The sequence below is a fragment of the Ideonella lacteola genome (assembly GCF_038066555.1).
In the GTDB taxonomy this organism is placed as follows: domain Bacteria; phylum Pseudomonadota; class Gammaproteobacteria; order Burkholderiales; family Burkholderiaceae_C; genus Ideonella; species Ideonella lacteola.
The window spans coordinates 413,852-431,749 of the sequence record NZ_JBBUTG010000001.1 but is presented as its reverse complement, the minus strand read 5'-3'; the positions used below and the strand labels follow the sequence as shown (position 1 = coordinate 431,749).

The window sequence follows — 17,898 nt, the reverse complement described above, 5'->3', positions numbered from 1 at the left end:
CTGCGGCTGCGCGGCCACTGACGAGGGCCCCGAGTCAGCGCAGATCGCCCGCCAGGCTGGCCAGCGTGTCCGGCGGGATGGACAGGTGCGCGGGATAGTGGGTGTGATCGCAGCCCAGCCGCGCCGCGGCGCCCGCGCGCACGGCCAGCCGTGCCGATGGAGGCAACTCAAACCGAAGAAAGTGCACCGCCGAGGTCTTCTCGTCGTTCTCGCGGTCCATGTCTTCATCCGCCACGGCATAGACGCGGGCGTGTCCTTCCACCTCCACGAACATCCTGTCTTCCACGCCGATCAACCGGGCCAGCTCTCGTTTGCGCTCATGCGGATCGGCGTATTCGAGAAGCATCGTCGCCTTCCAGTTGGTGCCGTCCGGCACGAGCGGCGCGTAGGCATCGATCTCGCCCTGGATGCCTTCTTCGTCGAAGATCTTCTCGATGTGCAGCATCTCCTGGATCTGCCGACGGATCGTCTGCTCGTCTTCGAACTGCAGCGTCATGTGCTCGCCCAGCACCACGCTGCGGCGCCGGCGATGGGCGATCAATGCCGATCGCTGGGCCTGCCGCACCTTGGCATAGGCCTCCAGGGTGAGCAGGCTGTCTCGGGTGACGGTCATCCGTGTCTCCTTCACTGCATTCACAAGCCGTAGGCCAGGCGCAGCAGGCTCAAGGGATGGGCCAGCGCCTTGGGGGGCGCGCCCGCCTGGGTCATGCCCTGGGCGATGTGGTGGCCGGCCAGCGCGCAATCGCTGCTGATCACATCGGGCTCGTCTTTGGCCATGGCCTTGAACACCGGTTTGCCGATCTTCATTGCCATCGGGTGGTAGGGCGTTTTCACCCCATAGGTGCCCGCATGGCCAGAGCAGCGCTCGACCGTGTTCAGCTGCACCGTCACCGTCTGGCCGATCAGCTTGAACATCTCTTCGGTCTTCCGGCCGATGTTCTGCACCCGGCCGTGGCAGGGGATGTGATAGCTGACCTTGCCCAGCGCGTTCTTGAAGTCCGTCTTCAGCAACCCGTCCTTGTGGCGTGCCACCAGGTACTCGAAGGGGTCGAACATGGCCTCCTTCACCAGGCGCACATCCTCGTCCTCGGGGAACATCAACGGCAGCTCCTGCTTGAACATGAGCGTGCAGCTGGGAATGGCGCTGACGATCGCCCAGCCCTCGCGGGCGTACCTGGCGAGCACGGGGATGTTGGCCTGCTTGTGTTGCGCCACCGAATCGAGGTCGCCCAGCTCAAGCTTGGGCATGCCGCAGCACCGCTCCTTGTCGACGATGGTGTAAGGGATGTCGTTGTGCGCCAGCACCTTCAACAGGTCGTGCCCAATGCCGGGCTCGTTGTAGTTGACGTAGCAGGTGGCGTAGATCGCCACCTTGCCGGGCGTGCGCTGGCCGCGCGTCGCCACCTGGGCGTCACCATGGGCCCGTGCCTGCCAGCGAAAGCGGCTGGTGGCGAGGTCCGGCAGCCAGGCCTCGGGGTGCACGCCCAGGAGTCGATCGAGCTGGCGGCGCATCAGCGGCGTCTTGTTGAGCGCGTTCACCGCCTGCACCACGATTGGAATTCCCGCGAACTGGCCGTGCACATCGGTAGAGGCCAGCAACCGCTCTCCCCGCCCGACCAAGCCTTGCTGGAACTTGATCGCCTTGGCGCGCAGCATCAGGTGCGGGAAATCAAGGTTCCAAGCATGCGGCGGCACATAGGGGCACTTGGTCATGTAGCAGAGGTCGCAGAGGTAGCACTGGTCCACGACCTTCACATAGTCGGCCTTGGCCACCCCGTGCACTTCACCATCCTGCGTCGCATCGACCAGGTCGAACAAGGTGGGAAACGACTGGCACAGGCTCACGCACCGGCGGCAACCGTGGCAGATGTCGAAGACGCGCTCCATCTCCTTGTGCAGATCCGCCTCGTCATAGAACGCGGGTTCACGCCAGGCGATGGGGTGGCGGGTGGGCGCCTCGAGATTACCTTCACGCTGGGCCATGCATCCTCCTGCAGGGTGCAAGCGAAGGCGCCACCACGGCGGCGCCTGCCGGCGGTCAACGAGCCAACGTGCCGGGCACGTCACCGTCACCCAGCAACAAAGCGGGGGCGTCGATGCGCCCCCTTCAGGTCTCGCGAGCGAAACCGCTCGGTCTGTCCGGCGCGGGTCAGTCGGCCAGTTGCTCGAGCGCCTTGGTGTAGCGGTTCGCGTGCGAGCGCTCAGCCTTGGCCAAGGTTTCGAACCAGTCGGCGATCTCGTCGAAGCCCTCTTCACGGGCGGTGCGCGCCATACCGGGATACATGTCGGTGTACTCGTGCGTTTCGCCGGCGACGGCGGCCTTCAAGTTGTCGCGCGTCGATCCGATCGGCAACCCGGTAGCCGGGTCGCCCGAGCCCTGCTCCAGGAACTCGAGGTGGCCATGCGCATGGCCTGTTTCACCTTCGGCGGTGGAGCGGAACAGCGCCGCCACGTCGTTCTGCCCCTCGATGTCCGCCTTGTTGGCGAAGTAGAGGTAGCGCCGGTTCGCCTGCGATTCGCCCGCAAAGGCGTCCTTCAGGTTTTGTTCGGTCTTGGAACCCTTCAAACCCATGACAAGCTCCTCAGTGGTGGTGACAGAGGCTGCCGGCGCCGCAGCGGACACCCGGCGACTCGTCGTAGACATTAGCAGAGCCCACGCCGCCAACCATTCATTGCATCAATGCGCCGGATAGGCTGCGACTATGCGCCCCGGCGGAGGTGTCATCTCACAGACGCAGCTGACTGGGGCCAACCCTGATCAACGCAAGCCGAGCAAGCGCAACGCCAGGTCGTGCAGGCGCCCGGCGGGGTCGGCCAGGTTGTAGAGCACGTCGAAGTGGTGGTGCGCCGCCAGCGTTTCGCACACCGGCACCGCCGTCGGGCCCCACTGATCGCGGATCAACTGGTTCTGACGGATGAACTCTTCGCTCTCGCCCCCACCCACCACCGCATACAGCGGCCGCTTGGGGCGCGGAAAGAAGGCCGGCGACAAGCGCTTGACGCTGGTGGGGGTGAGCGCCAGGTCAGCCAGGAACGGCGCCAGCCGCAAAGGCTCGAGGTCGTAGACGCCGGAGATGCCCAGTGCCCCATGAAGCGGCAGGATCGGCATCTGAGGATCGACGTCTTTCCAGCGGCAGCACAACAGCATGGCTGCCAATTGCGCCCCGGCCGAATGCCCCGCCAGCGCGATGCGAGACGGATCAATGCCCAGTTCGGCGGCATGGCGCCAGGCCCAGGCCACGGCGCGCGCCATCTGCATCGCGATCTGCTCGATCGTCACCGCGGGGCAGAGGCTGTAGTTGGGCACCATCACCGCCGCGCCATCGGCCACGAAGGATGGCGCGATGAACGACTGGTCGGATTTGTCCAGCGCCCGCCAGTAGCCACCGTGGATGAAGATCAACAGCGGCGCATGGGGTGCCGGTGCAAAAAACACGTCGGCCCGCTCATCGGCCCCCTCACCATAGGCGACATCCAGCTCGCACCTCGACTGCTCACGCGTCAGCCGCGACGCCTCGCGCCATCGATCAAAGATGGCGGCGTGCTCAGGCACCCGAGCCCGGTTGTTGTACTGCGCGTCCAGCCACTGGGTATCCAGCAGGTTCATGCGAAGCCTCCCGAAGTGAGTGTTCCGTCCGGTGCCAGGCCCGCCCGAGGCGTCGCCCATGCACGTGGCCAGCCGCGCGGCCAGCCTGCCCCTCGAGGCGGCGCGATTCTGCCGCCGCTTGGGCGCCCGCGTGAAGCGAAATTCTTGCTGCTACAATGCCAGCTTCTGGGGACGTAGCTCAGCTGGGAGAGCGTCGCGTTCGCAATGCGAAGGTCGGGAGTTCGATCCTCCTCGTCTCCACCAGATGCCTGAAGGCCGGTACTGCAGAGTACCGGCCTTTTTCGTTTCCACGCCCCGCACTGTTTCTAGGGCGTGGGCTTCTCCAGCACTGCCACATTCACCTCGGCGCGAGTCACGAAGCCCAGCGATTGGTACAGGGCGATGGCGGTGTGGTTGGTGGTCCAGGCGTGCAGGAAGGGCTGGTCGCCTCGGGCCTGGATGCGGGCTGCGACGATGGTGGAGAGGCGGCGTGCCCATCCTCGGCCGCGGGCATCGGGGTGGGTGCAGACACCGCTGACTTCGGTGTAGCCGGGCAGGCGCAGACGTTCGCCGGCCATGGCCAACAGCCTCGGGCCCGCCGCGCCCATACCCGGCGAAGCGGGCGCCCTTCCAGACACATCTCGCACGCCCACGAAGCTGCCCATGCGGTGGGTGCCGGCCAAGAAGGGGCCAGGCTCGGTCAGCTGAGCCAGGGCCAGCATCTGCGCCGCATCATCCGCGCACAAATCGGCCACGCCGTCCATGACGGCATCGGCCTCCGAGCCCAAGGATCGCTCGGCCAGCATCTGCACGCCCCGGGCGCGTTTGACTACCTCCAGCCCCGCAGGCACGACGATCTCGGGCACCTGCAGCACATACACCCGCTCTCCGGGGGCCATCAATTCACGCAGCGCACGATACGACTCAGCACCTTCGTCCCGCGTCGAGGCAAAGACGTTCACCTCGCGGTCGAAGCGCCGTGCCTCACTGCCGCCGAAGGACAGGCCCTGATGCAAGGTGCTGAGAGAAGCCCAGACAGGCCGATCGAGTGGATGGGGGGTCATTCGGTGTGTCCTGGTTGCTGCAGGCGGGTGGCGCGGTCACCCAGGCTCTCGGCTGCCAACGCCTCTTCGAGCACCGACAGCAGGCGCAGCAGCGCCGGGCCCTCTGGGCCGCAGGCATCGGCCACGGCCGCCTCGATGCCCGGCCACATCGTTCGCCGAGCCCGTGCAATCAGTTGCCTGCCTGCTTTTGAAAGCTCCACCGTCCTGCAACGCAGGTCATGCGGTGCCGCCCGGGTCTCGACAAGGCCCTCGGCCTGGAGCACACCGATTTGCCGGGTGACGCCGGGCTGGCTGATGCCGAGTGCTTCGGCGATGTCGCCCACCCCCATCGCGCCGGATTGATCCAGGGTCATCAGCAATGGAAAGTGCGAAGCCGGCGTCCGAATGTGTTGGCTTTCCAGCCAGGCCTGCGTCTGGGCCTGCACCCGCTCGCCTGCACGTTTGAGCCGCGTGCCCAGTGCCTGCAACCCGAGGTCTTTGACGATGTCCTGCTTCATGATGGTTCGATTTCAATAACGCGTTATATAACAAGCGATCGACCTGATCAAGCCACTGGTTCCGCCCATCGCCATGCGGGATCGCGCCTTGCCCCTACCGCTTCACTCTCTTTCCTCTTTCTCACGGAGCCCATCATGGAAACATCGACCGACAGCACCAGCCCCGTCATCTCGTCGTCGCGTGTCGAAGGCACGCTCGTCTACAACCCGCAAGGCGACAAACTGGGCTCGATCGAGCACCTGGAAATCGAGAAGCGTTCAGGGCAGGTGCGCTATGCGGTGCTGGAGTTCGGCGGATTCCTCGGCATGGGCACGGACCGGTATCCCTTGCCGTGGGATCTGCTGAAGTACGACACCGAGAAGGACGGCTATGTCGTGCCGCTGCAAAAGGCGCAGTTGGAACAGGCGCCGCGCTACGCCAGTGACCAGCCCGAAGCCTTCACGGAAGACTACGGCCGGCGCGTCTACAGCTACTGGGACATCCCGATGTGGTGAACTCGGGCGCGCCTGGGGGACGGGTCGCTAACATCTTGGTTTGACACACCCCCAGGGAGCCTCCATTGATCCTCGATCACATCGGTTTGTCGGTCAGCGACTACGACAAGAGCAAGGCCTTCTTCACTGCGGCGCTCGCGCCGCTCGGCATCCGACTGGTGACGGAAGTGGCCGGTTGGGCCGGCTTCGGGCGGGACAACCGGCCCCAGTTCTGGTTTGGCACGGGCGGCCCGGCCCAGCACCCGATGCACATCGCCTTCACCGCCGACAACCGGGCACAGGTGCGCGCCTTCTACGAGGCGGCGCTGCAGGCCGGCGCGAAAGACAACGGCGCGCCAGGCATTCGCGAGATCTACCACCCGCACTACTTCGGCGCCTTCGTCATCGGGCCGGATGGCCACAATGTCGAGGCGGTGTGCCACAAGCCTGAATAGCCCCTGCGGCACCACTCGGCACCACCGCCCGCCGCCACCATCAGGCAGGCGACCACAACAGCCAGCCGGTCAGGGCCACGGCGCCCAGCACCTGCAGGGCAATGACCACCGGCAACACATCGATCGGCTGCAGGCGGAAGGTGGGCATCAGATCCAGGCACAGGCCGCAGGCGGCCAAGGCGAGCAAAAGCAAGCCCGAAAGCACCCAACCCGCCAGATGGGCGGGGCGGCTGATCAGTTCCACGGGGTCGGGTCGAAGGGTCAGGTTCATGTGGGTCTCCCAAAAGCCCAGTAGACCGGCCCCGAGGCTCAGGGGCTGAGCCACGGCCAGCCCGACCGGGCGGAGAGATCTCACCCCCGGTGTAATGCTGCGTAATTGTCCCGTCGGGCCCGCCGGCCGACCATGGGCCTCCGCTGTCATCACAACAAGGAGGTTGCATGAGCTCCCCCCGGATGCCCGATGGGGCTCACTCCTGCTGGGAGGGACGGGACGCCGGTCGTGCCACGTGCAACGGCGCCCGTCCTGCTTCTTTCGGCGAATCGGCGCCGATGCAGGTGACGGTGGATTCGCGGCTCGGACAGAGCCTGCAAGTCATGACCCCCTTCAACCCGGGCGCTGGCCTGGGTGCGACGCGCAATGCGGCGGGCGAAGTCGAGTTTTTCAGCATCGGCAGCGACCAGGCGCTTTACAACTACCTCGCCGATACCGCTGCCGACACCGGCTATGTGGCCACCCCGGTCGGCGTCTTCGCCCAATGTGCAGCGGTGGCGGCCGACGCCTCTGGCGCGATCCTGATCTTTGCCGCCGAAGGCACCCGCCTGACGATGGTCACCGAGCAACTCGGCCACGCGCAGCGTTGGAGCGCCCCACTCGCGATGCGCTGGCCGCTGCCGCCCGGGGCGCGGCACATCGCCGCACTGCACACGGCGCAGGCTGGAGACACCTGCTACCTGGCGATGCTGGTGGAAACCGACTCGCTGGCCGGCCCGGCCGCCTATCGGCTGGTGATCCTCACCCTTTGCGATGATGAACCGGCCGAGTTTCAGGACACCGGGCTCACCCTGCACAGCCTGTGCTGCACCTGGGTGGGTGAAACGGCGGCCACCATGCGGTTCGTGTGCGTCCAGGCCGACCTGGTCTCGGTGTCAGCGGTCACCGGCGTGGCCACTCACCAACGGATGGCCACAGCGTCCCCAGCCGTGGCGATCGCCGGTGCGGTGGACGCCTGGGGCCGCCAGCATCTCTTCGCCGTCCTGCGCGACGGCAACGCCTACCGGCTTGATGCAGGCGGGCGGACGAACGACACCGACGCCGCCGTCACCTGGAGGCCGTTGACCACCGGCCAGTGCTTCTCGTCGATCGCTGCGCAGGCTGATCACCTGGGCGCGATTCACCTGGTGGCCCAGGCCGCCGACCGGCTGTGCCACCTTCGGCCCGACCCCACCAGCCCGATCGGGTACGCCGACCCTCAGCCGGTGCTTGGCGGCGTGGCGGCCTTCGCACTCGCGGCCAATGACGACGGCGACATCCAGGTCCTGGGCGGCCATGCCACGGCATTGCACAGTGTGACGTGGCACGCCGGTGCCGCTCGCTGGCACACCGAGCCGGTGGAGCTTGCTGCCGGCGCGCTGGTCGACGAGCACAGCGCCTATCTGTCAGAACTGCAGTTCCGCAGCCCCCAAGGCGCCCCGCTGGCAGGCCTGGGCGTCGCCATCACCGCCAGTCGGCCCACCACCATCACCGTCCAAGGCGCCCGCTATGTGATCGATGCCCAACGCGCGGCCCATGTCGCCACCAACGCCATCGGTTCGTTGTCGGTCCACCAGCCGGCAAACGCCCTGGCGGCCGCGACGCTGCTGCTGCACGTGCCAGGTCGATTGCCGCCGGACGAAGTGCTGGTGCTGTCGCCAGACACGGCCCTTCAGGCTCGGCTGGCGGCGCTGACGGGCGAGGGATTGCTGGCCGCCCGCACCGACACCGGCATGCCGTTGCTGCCCGCCCCGCATCGCCAGCCGGCACAGGCCGACGCGGCAGCCATGGCGGTGGCCCAGGTGATGGTTCTGGCCACTTCCACGGATGCGGCGGCGTTCGGCCCCGTCCGCGCTTCAATCGACGTGCTCAACGGTCTGCGCCGGGTGAACGTCAGCGACGCCCGGCTCGCTCGACGCCTGGATACGGCCATGCCGCAAGCCTGGCGATTCAGCACGGCCGATGGCGCGGCGCGCTTCGAGCTCATGGCGCCGACCCAGGCCCACCAGCACCTGGACGACCTGCGCGCGGCCTCCTTCCGCTTCGGCGGATTCATCGCCTTCGTTCATGGCCTCAGCGACATCGTGCAGCGCACTGCCCAGGGTCTCTTCGAGATTCACGATGTGACCTTGAGCCCCGAACACGACCAGGTGCAGGTCGCGGTGCAGTTCGTGGTGGACGATGTCCGCTACCTCTACGAGACGCGCCTGGAGACGATCGACCATCTGTACGACCTGGTCGAAGTCGTCTTCGCGCAGGTTCAGGTGCATTTCACCGGCCTGCATGGCTGGCTGGGCAGCCACACCGACTGGGCGGCCGTCGCCCGCACCACCCGGGCGCTGGCCTACACCGCCACCCAATTCCTGGGCTTCTTCCAGGGCGCCGTGAGCGGCATGCGCGATCACTTCGAGCAGGGTCTCGCACCGCTGCAGGCCGCACTGGACGACCTGTTTGGCCAGGCCATCGACGGCGCCGGGGCGGCCCGCCTGGGTGGCCCCGCGCCCACCCCGGTCACCAGCGACCCACGCGTGCTGGCGGCGCTGTCGAACAACCCGCTGGTCGACGCCATCCTGGAGCGCGCCGGCGCGCTGACGGCGGCGCCCTCGCCGCGCCCCGGCGCCGCGGCCCAGAGAATCGCCAGCCCTTGGGCGTCGATCGAATCGGCCGTGCGTTCCTGCGCGCAATCGATCACCCGCCAGCCCGAGTTCGAGCCCCTTCAGCAGCATTTCGTCGGCATCGGCGCGGCGCAGGCGGACCTGCTGGGTTCGTCACTGGCAGAGATGCTGCATGTGGTGCGCGATCTCGTCAAAGCGTCGCTGGCGGGCCTGAAGCCGGTCGTCGATGAGCTGCTGCGCCAACTGCGCTCGATGGTGAGTGCCTTCAACGCCGGCCTCCACGCCCCGTGGCGCGCTGCCTCGCTGCAGCCTCTGTTCGGGCACATGGCGCCCGGTCTGAGCATGAACACGCTGAACGTGGCGGCGGCGGCACTGGCGATCCCCGCGACTCGCCTCTACCAGAGCGCCTACGGCCGTCCCCCGTTCGAAAACGACGATGAGCTCACGGCGTTCGAACACGCCTGGGATGCCAACACCTTGCTGCGCGCCAGCGGGCTGCGCGGCCCCTCGGCGTTGGGCTCGCAACGGGCGCTGATGCGCGTGTCGAGGCTGGGCAGCAGCTGGACGGGCCTGCTGCCGCCCAAAGCCGCTCCGGTGATCGCGCTGGTGGGCGCCCTCGCGCCCCACCTTCAGGCGGTGTTGGCCGCCGGTGCGTCGGCAACCCACAGCCCGAACTCGCCCGCCGCCTCGGGCGACGCGGCGGTGTGGTCCGATCCCCAGGGGCTCGCCCAGGTCACCTCGGCCCTGATCGGCCAGGCTGCACGTTGCCCGTGGTTCTTCGCCGCCGGTGGGATCGGCCGTTCGCGTGAAGGGGCGGGCTACCTGGAATGGACCTACGCCAACCTGGGTGTGGCCTTGGAGTTGCTGTGGCTCGTGGACGGCCGTTCGATCCCTGACGAGGCCCAATCCGTCGTCACGCACCTGTATGGCAATGTGCACCTGGCGCTGGCCACGCTCGCCTCGCGTGGCCAGCCGGCCCAGCAGGTGGCGTCCCACCTGCTCGCCCTGGTGCCCGAGACGGGCCGGATCCTGCGCTTCTCGCCGATCGTGGAGGCCACGCAGGGCCATTCTCTCCAGGCACTGCAAACACTCGATGCCGTGTGCCGGCGCGATGCCGCCGTCAACGCTGCCTCGCGCGCCATGGCCCGGCATTTGACCGAGCCCCCACACACGCCCGGCATGGCTTCGCCCGCCGCCGCGGTCGACGGGGTGCTTGCGGGCCAGCAGGCGGTGGCCGCGTGACCCGGGGCGCCACCGGGCGGCCCCGGCCTGCACCTGTCGATGCGACGAGGTAAGCCACCACCCCTGCCTGCTGAACGCCGGGCCGCCCGGGCTTCGCCGGAACGCCCCGCTGGCTCCAGCCGCTGACTGGATTCGCATGCCGATCAAGTTCACCGATTCAACGCCCCTGGTGTCTTCGGACAGCCACACGCTGCCGCTCGGCCCGCTGCTGCGCCGGCCGCAGCGGCTGATCGACACCAGCAGCAGCTTCGCCGGCATCTACCTGCGCCCCAGCCACGCCAACGGCGGCGTGGTGCCGGCCAGCGGTGCGCTGTGCTGCAGCCCGGACATCTGGATCGCCAACCAGGCCCCCATCGATCAGCCCGGCACCTTGATCCAGCCCGACAGCCATTCCGTGAGCAGCAGCAGCAATATCGAAAATGGCATGTCGAACTTCATCTACGTTCGGGGCTACAACAACGGCTCCGCCAGCCAGACACGGCCGGTCACGTTGCATTACGCGCCGGCGGCGGTGGTGCAGTGGCCATGTCAGTGGCGTGACAACATCGTGCGCACCGCCAGCGGCTCGACGACCAGCCTGCTGACGGCGGCGGCCCAATCCTTCGGTGTCACCGAGCAGCCGTTCGTCTGGCACGACCCGCCGCCCCCACCGCCGGGCAGCGACCACTACGGTCTCATCGCCCAGGTGAGCGACACCGACGAGCCGCCCGCGCCACGCACCATCCACCATGTGCTCGACATGGCCGCATGGATGACCCATGGGCTGAACTGCGGCTGGAAGAACAGCACCCACGTGCCGGCGCCGCTGGGCACCTCGTTCGCCTATTCCACCTTGCTGTCGATTCCCCACGGCCTGCATGCACCGGGCAACACCTTCTTGCTGTGGATCGCGCCGCGCCGCTACACGGGCTGGTCGGTGCAATTCAGCTGCAGCGAGCTCGATTCCGACGGCAGACCGGTGACGCTGGGGCTGCAGCCGGTGCCGATCAGCGCAGACGGCCAGATCATCGGCCTGGTGGTCACGCTGGAGCCGGGCTTTCATGCGCGACTGTCGGTCACGTTGTTTTCCAACGGCCACCGGCAGCTGCCGGGCGCCAGCCTGCCACTCATGTGCTCGTACCAGGCATCGGGCACGCATGCCGAGCAGGCCTTCGCCCGCGGTTTGGTCGACCCCGTCTTCATGCGCGCCGTCAACGACGGCCTGCGCGGCACGCGCCAGAACCTCGGCACCACACCCACCGCCTACGTCGGGTTGGGGGGCTACACCTGGACCAACCCGATCACTTCTTGAGGAGGCCGCCATGTCTCGATATGCCTTGCCGCCGATGACGGCCGTGTCCGCGATGAACCTCTCGTCGTTCGCCACCGTCGCGGCCGCCCCTTCTGCCAGCTTTCACCTGCGCCACAACCTCGCCGACACGGGCAGCGGTGCGCAGGCCGCGCCCTACTGCCAGAGCCCCGACATCATCCAGTCAGACATGCCGGTGCTCAATCCGCATCTGGTGCTGCCGGCGAGCGACTGCTGGGCCCAGGCCTACAACGCAGCCCCCGTCGGCGACTTGAACTACTACTACGTTCGCGGCCGCAACCACTCGGGCGTGGCGGTGTCGCCCCAGGTCAGCTTCTTTGCGCTGCCCGCGCAGCTGATTCCCTGGCCCTCTCTGTGGGGCCGGCCCATCCCGACACTGGATGGGCAGACTCGCGCCTCGGTCGGCCGGATCGAGCCCGGAGAGGTCGGCGTCACGCCCACGCCGTTCCGGTGGATCCCTGCGCCGCTGCCAGCGACGAGCAGCTTCCACACGCTGGTGGCCATGTCCACCGCGTCGAGTGCCGCGGCCGCTGCCCCTGTCGTTCACACCCTGGCCGACATGGCCGCGTTGTTGACGTCGACGCCGGGCCTGGCCATCAACCAGCTGACCTGCCTGGACGCTGACAACGGGCCATGGCTGGTGCGCCTCGGGCTGAAGGTGCCCGCGGAGCTGACCGACATGCAGCCGATCACGTTGCTGCTCAGCGGATGCGGTCTGCACGGCGCCACGGTGGGCGTGCTGGGCGACACCTTCACCGCTGGCCGGCAGACGCTGCAACTGGCGCCGCAGGTGCCACCAGACGGGACGGTCATCGGCTTCTCGGCCGAGCTCGAGCCGGGCTACGACGGCAGCATCACCATCCAGGTGTGGCCCGGCGCCCGTCCACCGGCGGATGGGGCGACGCTCACGCTGCAGGCGATGTACCCGGTGCCTCAAGACCTCGTGGCGCAGGCCGCGCGCCGGGGCACTCTGGCGCCCGCCGGGCGCCACCTCAGTGCGCTGGGCATCACACCTCGGGCCCTGTCGCCACTCGGGGAAGTCACGATCAGTTTCTCCCGCGGCTGAACCGCAACAATTCTCACTGTTGTTGCGATGTCGGCACTACACTGCGGCCACAAATGCAGCCCGTCACGGGTGCCTATCAGGGAGAGACGTCGGGTCATGGGAATGCTGCTCAACAGCGAGACGGGCGATCGCGTCCTGCTGCGCGGCAACCACGTGTTCGGGCGCAACGCACTGCGCTCCGACACCGTCCTGCCTGACCCCGAAGCCTCGCTGCTGCACGCCGTGCTGCGCTGGCGCGAAGGCCAATGGTTTGTCACCGATCACAGCCGCAACGGCAGCCTGCTGGATGGCCGCCGATTGCAGCCCAATGAACCGGCGGCGATCGCTGCCGGCCAGGTGCTTCGCTTCGGGCCCAACTCGCCAGTGTCATGGCAGGTCGTCGACCTGTCGCCACCCGGCAGCGCGCTGCTGCCAATGGACCCCGGCCGCGCGCCCATCAGCCTGACGCGACACAACCTGCTGCCCGAGCCCACCGCACCCGAGCTCAGCCTGTACGAGGGTGAGCCCGGGCAGTGGCTCGTCGAGCAGCACGGTGAAACGCATCCACTGAAGGACGGCGATGCACTCGTGGTCGGCGGCGTGCGCTACCGGTTGGCGGTGGTCAGCGACCTGGACGACACCTACGCGGTGGCCCAGCCCGCCGAGCCACCGCACTTGAGCTTTCGCCTCAGTCTCGACGAGGAGCACACCTGGCTGCAGGTGCGCTGCGGCCCGCACCAGGCCGACCTGGGCGAACGCAGCCACCACTACGCGCTGGTCACCCTGGCACGGCAGCGGCTTGCCGATGCGCGGGCGGGCCTGGATCCTGCGGCGCAAGGCTGGCTGGCCAGCGCCCAGTTGGCCCGCATGCTGGGCATGGAGCCCACCCATCTGAACATCCAGGTGTTCCGCGCACGCGACCAGTTGATGAACGCCTTGCCAATGGTCAGTGCGCTGTCACAGGTGATCGAGCGCCGGCGTGGCGGCCTGCGCCTGGGCACGGCCAGCATCGAGATTCACCGCGGCTCGCAACTCGAGGGCCGCTGGCCCCTGTCACGAGAAGAGGTCACATGAACACGATCGAACTGGGTGCCGGGCCGCCCGGCTACAGCCTCGTCGAGCGCCTGGGCGAAGGCGCCTCCGGCGTCGTCTACAAGGCACGCCAGCACAGCACCGGCCAGTGGGTGGCGGTGAAGTTCCTGCGCGCCGCCGCCGGGGCCGACGAGGCCACTCGCGCTCGCCGGCATGCCCGCTTCGCGCGCGAGACGCACCTGTGCGCGCAGCTGCACCACCCGCACATCGTGCGCCTGCTCGACCAGGGGCAGACCGAGGGCGGCGATCTGTTCGCCGTCTTTGAATTCGTGCCGGGCGAGACCCTGCGTGATCTGTTGCAGCGCGAGGGTGCCCTCACCCCCACGCAAGCCGGCATGCTGATGGGACAGGTGCTCGATGCGCTCGTCGATGCGCACACCCAGGGCATCGTGCACCGAGACCTGAAGCCGCTGAACATCATGGTCACGCGGCGCGGCGACCGGCTGCATGCCAAGGTGCTCGACTTCGGCATCGGCACGCTGGCCAGCGAGCTGGCCGCCGCCGAGTCCGGCGAGTTGACGCTCAGCACCGAGACGCTCGGCACGCCGCGCTACAACGCGCCCGAGCAACTGCGAGGCGAGCCGCCCACCGTCAAGTCAGATCTCTACGCCTGGGGCCTGATCCTGCTGGAGTGCCTGACCGGTGGCCCCGCCGTGCGCGGCCAGACGCTGGCCGAGGTCTATCACCAGCACCTGAGCCCGCACGAGCTGCCGCTGCCACCGGCGCTGCTGTCGCACCCGCTGGGCGAGCTGTTGCGCCGTGTGCTGAGCAAGCAGGCCCGAGACCGCGGCGAGACCGCTGCGGTGTATGCCCGTTTTCGCGAAGTGCCGCTGCAATCTCTGGTGGGCTCGTTCGCGCAGGAGGGCGGCGGTTTCGACAGTGCGGCGACCACCCGCGTGGCGCCGCTGCGCACCGAGCGGCGGCAGATCACCATGCTGTGCTTCTCGCTCGATCTGGTACCCCTGGGCGACGCCGCACCGTCCGAAGCGGCAGTCGAAGCGATGGAGGAACTGCTGGGCGACCAGTTGGCCCAGTGCCACGACACCTGCATGGCCTTCGGTGGCCACCGCGCGGGCTCGCTCGGCAGCACGCGCTTGATGTACTTCGGCTACCCGCAAGCGAGTGACACCGCCGCTCGCCGCGCCGCCAGCGCGGCGCTGGAGTTGGTGACGCGCTGCGCCCAGCGCAGCCGCCGCATCGAGGCGCGAATCGCCGCCCGCCTGGAAGTGCGAGTCGCCCTGCACACCGGCGTGATGCTCACCCGCCCCGGCCAGACACCGGCCGGGCTGGCCACCGGCGTGGCCGAGCGGCTGCTGCACCAGGCCGAGCCAGGCAGCATCGTCGTCAGCGACCGCGCACGCCGGCTGCTCGAACGCCATTGCCTGCTGGAAGCGGCCGCGCCCACCATCGCGATGGAAGACGGGCTCGTCACGCCCACCTGGCACTTGTGCGCCGAGCGTCGGGCCGACAGCCATGCGGGCGGCGCCCTGCACCATGCGCCGCTGGTGGGCCGCGCCCGAGAAACGGCGGCCCTCACCGAGCTGTGGCGCCGCGCCGCCAGCGGTGGCAGCGGGGCCGTGCTGCTGGTGGGTGAGCCGGGTCTGGGCAAGACGCGATTGACCCAGGCGCTGTGCGAGCATGTCACCGACGACCATGGCACCGCCTGGGTGCTGCAGTGCCTGCCGGAACAGCGACACAGCGCGCTGCACCCCTTCTTGCGCTGGCTCTCGCATCAGCTTCGTCTGGACGACGCGCCCGACGCCGGTGCGCGTCTGCAAGCCGAGTTGACCAGGCTGCATGTGGGCCAGGCCGAGACCGCGGTGATCCTGGCGAGCTGGCTGGGCCTGCCGCTGCCACCACAAGCCGGCGATCTGCAATACGCACCGCAGCGTCAACGCGGCATCGTGCTGGATGCGCTGCAAGCGCTGCTGACCGCCCTGTCACAAGGACCGGCAGTGCTGGTGATCGAAGACGTGCACTGGGCCGACCCCACCAGCCGAGAGCTGATCGACCGATTGCTCGCCAACGGCGGTGTGCCGGGCCTCGGCCTGGTGCTCACTTCGCGGCCGGATTGCGACTACCGGCCGCAGCTGGAAGTGCTGCAGCTCAAGGGCCTGGCCCCGGCCGAGGCGGAAGACCTGCTGCGGCGCCTGCCCGGTGCCCAGGCCTTCGCCGCCACCGACATCGCGCGCCTGGCCGAGCGCGCCGATGGCAACCCGCTGTTCCTCACCGAGCTGGCGCGCGCCCGGCTGGACCCCGGTTCACCATCGTCCGCCACCGGCTCGGCGGCGGGCGCCGCCGTCATCCCGCCCAGCCTGCAGGAAGTGCTGGCGCAGGCGCTCGACCGCCTGGGCCCGGCGAAAGAGACGGCCCAGATCGCCGCAGCCATCGGCCGCGAATTCGAGCCGGGGCTGGTGGCCCAGGCCGCAGCGCGCGATGAAGCCGCGGTGCAGAGCGACCTGGAACAGCTCTTCCTCGCCGACCTGGTGGCGCGCCAGCGCCGCGTGCAGGGCGATGCGTACATCTTCCGCCATGCGCTGATACGCGATGCGGCCTACGACTCGTTGCCCCGCCTTGCCCGCAGCCAGGCGCATGAGCGCATCGCGGTGGCGCTTGAATCCCAGCCCGGCTCACCACCCGGTACGCTGGCGCAGCACTACGCGCAGGCTGGCCGCGTCGAACGTGCGGTGCCATTGGGATTGCGCGCGGCGGGCGAAGCGCTCGCCCGAGCCCAGCACGACGAAGCACTCGGCCAGGTCGAAGCCGTTCGCCCTTGGCTGGACGCCCTCTCCCCCGAGCAGCGCGGCAGCGCCGAGCTGGACCTGACGCTGCTGCACACGCATGCGCTGATGTCGCGCTTTGGGTGGGCCGACACCCGCGTTCGCGCAGCCGCCGAACGCGCCCACACCCTGCTCGACCAGCAGCAAAACGACCCGGCCAAGCAGGCCGCCGCGGTGTGGGCGCTGGCCACCTTCCACCATGTGGCAAGCGACCGCGCGCAGGTGAGGCAACTGGCCCGCCAGTTGATGGCGCTCGCCGAAGCCAGCCCCGAGGCCACCGCGCTGCACCGTGCGGCCTACACGCTTCAGGGCGTCGGGCAATGGATCGACGGCACGTTCGCCGAATCTGCGGCCTCGCTGTCGCATGTGGCCGAACTGCCTCGGGCCGCGGGCACCGAAGACGCTGCGCGGTTCGGGCTGGACTGCCACTGCTGGAGCCTGGCCGCCCTGGCCAATGTGCGCTGGTTCCACGATGGCGACCGCGAGGCCGCCCTGGCACTGGCACGCCACGCGGTGGCAGAAGCCGAGGCGCTGGGCCACATCCCCACGCTGGGCCTGTGCCTGATGTACCTGTCGTTCATCCACCAGCACGATGGCGACCGGCAGGCCGCGGGCGAGGTGTGCGGGCGGCTGCTCGAACTCTCATCACGCTACGGCTTGCCCGCGGTTGAAGCCTATGCCGCACTCGTGCACGGCTGGAGCCGCGACGACGCCCCGATGCTCGGCGCCATCCTCGAAAAGCTGCAGCAGATGGGTTGCGGCCTGGGGGCCACCTACCTGGGCTCGTTCCTGGCCGAGGTGGCTTGGCGCGCCGGCGAGCACGACCGGGCGCTCACCGCGATCGACCACTGCTTGGCGCAAGCCGATCGCAGCGGCGAAGGCTACTTCGTGCCCGAGCTGCTGCGCATGAAGGCCGCCGTGCTGCTCGACCGCAGCCCGGCCACCTCGGCGGCGCAAGCCCGTGCGCTGCTCGACCAGTCACACGCCCTGGCCCTGCGCCTGGGCATGACCTTGACCGCCCGTGAAGCCCTTCGGCAGATCGGGGCGCTGCCGCAGACCGGACAGGCCACAACGGCCGACCGCGGGACCCACGCCCCACCCCTCGACACCCCCCAGCGGAGTTCCAGATGAAAGACAACTACGGCACCTATGACCGTTTCATCGCCTTTCGAGCGGCTGTGATGCAGGCCATTGCATTGGCCTGGCGCAGCGAGCGCTACCGTGAGGAGCTGATCGCCGACCCGAAGAAGGCCCTCAAGGACGGCGTGGGCTACACCTTCCCGTTCAACATCGACCTGGGTGTCGACGTCGACAACGCGCGCTGGCAACCGCTCAGCCTGGTCGATTGGCATGTGCTGCGGCGCGACACGCTGCGCATGGTGCTGCCGCCCGCCCCGCCGCAACCCGAGCAGGTCGAGGCGCTGGCCACCTTCAACGCCACGCACCTCACGTTCCTGAACGACTGAACATCGCCCGGAGGAGCCACGCC

General features: G+C 68.5%; 15 protein-coding genes and 1 tRNA gene. 9 read left to right on the top strand and 7 right to left on the bottom strand.

The genetic code is table 11. The annotated features are described in order from the left end of the window. Nucleotides 1–34: 34 nt before the first annotated feature. The 4 genes from AACH06_RS01795 to AACH06_RS01780 all read right to left on the bottom strand — a co-directional run bounded on the left by AACH06_RS01795 (nucleotide 35) and on the right by AACH06_RS01780 (nucleotide 3,607). Nucleotides 35–613, bottom strand: a complete 579-nt coding sequence (locus AACH06_RS01795) for a DUF3501 family protein (protein ID WP_341423875.1) — start codon at nucleotides 611–613, stop codon at nucleotides 35–37. A 20-nt stretch (nucleotides 614–633) separates the two neighbouring features. Next, entirely contained in the window at nucleotides 634–1,983 is a 1,350-nt protein-coding gene (locus AACH06_RS01790; protein ID WP_341423874.1) for a (Fe-S)-binding protein, read from the bottom strand. A gap of 166 nt (nucleotides 1,984–2,149) precedes the next feature. Further along, nucleotides 2,150–2,572: a rubrerythrin family protein gene (locus tag AACH06_RS01785; RefSeq protein ID WP_341423873.1), complete on the bottom strand. Its 423-nt coding sequence runs from the start codon at nucleotides 2,570–2,572 to the stop codon at nucleotides 2,150–2,152. A 186-nt stretch (nucleotides 2,573–2,758) separates the two neighbouring features. Then, entirely contained in the window at nucleotides 2,759–3,607 is an 849-nt protein-coding gene (locus AACH06_RS01780; RefSeq protein WP_341423872.1) for an alpha/beta hydrolase, read from the bottom strand. A 167-nt stretch (nucleotides 3,608–3,774) separates the two neighbouring features. Here AACH06_RS01780 and AACH06_RS01775 point away from each other — a divergent pair. Then, nucleotides 3,775–3,850 (top strand) — tRNA-Ala (locus tag AACH06_RS01775). Between the two features lie 62 nt (nucleotides 3,851–3,912). Here AACH06_RS01775 and AACH06_RS01770 read toward each other — a convergent pair. Then, nucleotides 3,913–4,650 carry a GNAT family N-acetyltransferase gene (locus AACH06_RS01770; RefSeq protein WP_341423871.1) on the bottom strand — a complete coding sequence of 246 codons (738 nt, stop codon included), beginning with the start codon at nucleotides 4,648–4,650 and terminating at the stop codon, nucleotides 3,913–3,915. Beyond that, nucleotides 4,647–5,147, bottom strand: coding sequence for a MarR family winged helix-turn-helix transcriptional regulator (locus tag AACH06_RS01765; protein ID WP_341423870.1), 501 nt, complete (start codon nucleotides 5,145–5,147; stop codon nucleotides 4,647–4,649). The genes AACH06_RS01770 and AACH06_RS01765 overlap by 4 nt, the downstream gene beginning before the upstream one ends. A gap of 135 nt (nucleotides 5,148–5,282) precedes the next feature. Here AACH06_RS01765 and AACH06_RS01760 point away from each other — a divergent pair, with 135 nt between their 5' ends. Beyond that, nucleotides 5,283–5,642, top strand: a complete 360-nt coding sequence (locus AACH06_RS01760) for a PRC-barrel domain-containing protein (protein ID WP_341423869.1) — start codon at nucleotides 5,283–5,285, stop codon at nucleotides 5,640–5,642. A 68-nt stretch (nucleotides 5,643–5,710) separates the two neighbouring features. After that, nucleotides 5,711–6,076 (top strand): VOC family protein, encoded by a 366-nt coding sequence (locus tag AACH06_RS01755; protein WP_341424219.1) that lies wholly within the window; start codon nucleotides 5,711–5,713, stop codon nucleotides 6,074–6,076. A gap of 40 nt (nucleotides 6,077–6,116) precedes the next feature. Here the strand turns inward: AACH06_RS01755 and AACH06_RS01750 are convergent, their stop codons facing one another. After that, nucleotides 6,117–6,347, bottom strand: a complete 231-nt coding sequence (locus AACH06_RS01750; RefSeq protein WP_341423868.1) for a hypothetical protein — start codon at nucleotides 6,345–6,347, stop codon at nucleotides 6,117–6,119. A gap of 323 nt (nucleotides 6,348–6,670) precedes the next feature. On the opposite strand from AACH06_RS01750, the gene AACH06_RS01745 reads away from it, so the two are divergent. The 6 genes from AACH06_RS01745 (at nucleotide 6,671) to AACH06_RS01720 (ending at nucleotide 17,875) form a co-directional block, all read left to right on the top strand. After that, complete coding sequence (locus AACH06_RS01745) at nucleotides 6,671–10,183, top strand: hypothetical protein (RefSeq protein ID WP_341423867.1); 3,513 nt, start codon at nucleotides 6,671–6,673, stop codon at nucleotides 10,181–10,183. 136 nt (nucleotides 10,184–10,319) lie between these two features. Then, nucleotides 10,320–11,474 (top strand): hypothetical protein, encoded by a 1,155-nt coding sequence (locus AACH06_RS01740; RefSeq protein ID WP_341423866.1) that lies wholly within the window; start codon nucleotides 10,320–10,322, stop codon nucleotides 11,472–11,474. Nucleotides 11,475–11,484: 10 nt separating this feature from the next. After that, nucleotides 11,485–12,558: a hypothetical protein gene (locus AACH06_RS01735; RefSeq protein WP_341423865.1), complete on the top strand. Its 1,074-nt coding sequence runs from the start codon at nucleotides 11,485–11,487 to the stop codon at nucleotides 12,556–12,558. A gap of 96 nt (nucleotides 12,559–12,654) precedes the next feature. Continuing rightward, nucleotides 12,655–13,611, top strand: coding sequence for an FHA domain-containing protein (locus AACH06_RS01730; protein ID WP_341423864.1), 957 nt, complete (start codon nucleotides 12,655–12,657; stop codon nucleotides 13,609–13,611). Further along, nucleotides 13,608–17,540, top strand: a complete 3,933-nt coding sequence (locus tag AACH06_RS01725; RefSeq protein WP_341423863.1) for a TOMM system kinase/cyclase fusion protein — start codon at nucleotides 13,608–13,610, stop codon at nucleotides 17,538–17,540. The genes AACH06_RS01730 and AACH06_RS01725 overlap by 4 nt, the downstream gene beginning before the upstream one ends. Continuing rightward, on the top strand, nucleotides 17,537–17,875 hold the full coding sequence (locus AACH06_RS01720; protein WP_341423862.1) for a BMA_0021/BMA_0022 family TOMM bacteriocin: 339 nt from the start codon (nucleotides 17,537–17,539) through the stop codon (nucleotides 17,873–17,875). Before AACH06_RS01725 ends, AACH06_RS01720 begins: the two co-directional genes overlap by 4 nt. Nucleotides 17,876–17,898: the final 23 nt, after the last annotated feature.

Excerpts from the sequence above, each read along its gene's own strand:
- AACH06_RS01795 (WP_341423875.1), bottom strand. The coding sequence starts at position 613 with ATGACCGTCACCCGAGACAGCCTGCTCACCCTGGAGGCCTATGCCAAG.
- AACH06_RS01790 (WP_341423874.1), bottom strand. The coding sequence starts at position 1,983 with ATGGCCCAGCGTGAAGGTAATCTCGAGGCGCCCACCCGCCACCCCATC.
- AACH06_RS01785 (WP_341423873.1), bottom strand. The coding sequence starts at position 2,572 with ATGGGTTTGAAGGGTTCCAAGACCGAACAAAACCTGAAGGACGCCTTT.
- AACH06_RS01780 (WP_341423872.1), bottom strand. The coding sequence starts at position 3,607 with ATGAACCTGCTGGATACCCAGTGGCTGGACGCGCAGTACAACAACCGG.
- AACH06_RS01770 (WP_341423871.1), bottom strand. The coding sequence starts at position 4,650 with ATGACCCCCCATCCACTCGATCGGCCTGTCTGGGCTTCTCTCAGCACC.
- AACH06_RS01765 (WP_341423870.1), bottom strand. The coding sequence starts at position 5,147 with ATGAAGCAGGACATCGTCAAAGACCTCGGGTTGCAGGCACTGGGCACG.
- AACH06_RS01760 (WP_341423869.1), top strand. The coding sequence starts at position 5,283 with ATGGAAACATCGACCGACAGCACCAGCCCCGTCATCTCGTCGTCGCGT.
- AACH06_RS01750 (WP_341423868.1), bottom strand. The coding sequence starts at position 6,347 with ATGAACCTGACCCTTCGACCCGACCCCGTGGAACTGATCAGCCGCCCC.
- AACH06_RS01745 (WP_341423867.1), top strand. The coding sequence starts at position 6,671 with ATGACCCCCTTCAACCCGGGCGCTGGCCTGGGTGCGACGCGCAATGCG.
- AACH06_RS01740 (WP_341423866.1), top strand. The coding sequence starts at position 10,320 with ATGCCGATCAAGTTCACCGATTCAACGCCCCTGGTGTCTTCGGACAGC.
- AACH06_RS01735 (WP_341423865.1), top strand. The coding sequence starts at position 11,485 with ATGTCTCGATATGCCTTGCCGCCGATGACGGCCGTGTCCGCGATGAAC.
- AACH06_RS01730 (WP_341423864.1), top strand. The coding sequence starts at position 12,655 with ATGGGAATGCTGCTCAACAGCGAGACGGGCGATCGCGTCCTGCTGCGC.
- AACH06_RS01725 (WP_341423863.1), top strand. The coding sequence starts at position 13,608 with ATGAACACGATCGAACTGGGTGCCGGGCCGCCCGGCTACAGCCTCGTC.
- AACH06_RS01720 (WP_341423862.1), top strand. The coding sequence starts at position 17,537 with ATGAAAGACAACTACGGCACCTATGACCGTTTCATCGCCTTTCGAGCG.